General features: G+C 44.1%; 2 pseudogenes. One reads left to right on the top strand and one right to left on the bottom strand.

Going from position 1 to position 540, the window contains the following annotated elements:
* Positions 1-187 (top strand): annotated as a pseudogene (locus R7E78_RS29885) (phosphotransferase); the annotation flags it as partial.
* Here the strand turns inward: R7E78_RS29885 and R7E78_RS29880 are convergent.
* A pseudogene (locus R7E78_RS29880) lies at positions 184-540 on the bottom strand (LysR family transcriptional regulator); the annotation flags it as partial. The pseudogenes R7E78_RS29885 and R7E78_RS29880 sit on opposite strands and share 4 nt — an antisense overlap.

The following is a 540-nucleotide window of genomic DNA, read 5'->3' as shown; positions in this document are numbered from 1 at the left end:
TCTGGTGGATGTGATGACGTTAAGGCTCACGGCTTTGGTTGATTACATGAGACTGATGGCAAGCAGCAGGGATGAGAGATTTCAAGCCAATTTGGAAGAGGGACATCACATCGCGTATTTGCAAGATATCGATTATCTGCGTCAACATCACCAAGCGATTACTTTGGGCATACTAAAAGAACGTTAGTTTGCAATCACGTGTTTAATCTTATCAAATAACCATAGATTTAATGGTGCATGTTGCTGTGAACGCCGACAACTCATCACGTAGCTGACATTCAATTCTAAGCGGTTCGGTAGTGCGATACTTCTGCATCCCTGCGGGACATGGTCACTCATCGTGATACCGAAATGATCGGTTTGAAGGATGATTTTGTGGATCATCGCTGGGTGTTCTATTTCCACTTTTGGCGACGCATTAAAACCAATGTTCTTCAAGCGTTCCAACAGAGGGTACCGGTAGTCATTCCATCCTGGTGTTTTGAAGAGTAAAAAGGGGTAGAGCTGCAAGTCATCAAAATCTTGCGCTGGATGCTCTTT

The organism is Vibrio sp. YT-19(2023) (assembly GCF_033337395.1).
The sequence above is the reverse complement of the archived record's forward strand: the minus strand, read 5'-3'. Positions and strand labels throughout refer to the sequence as shown.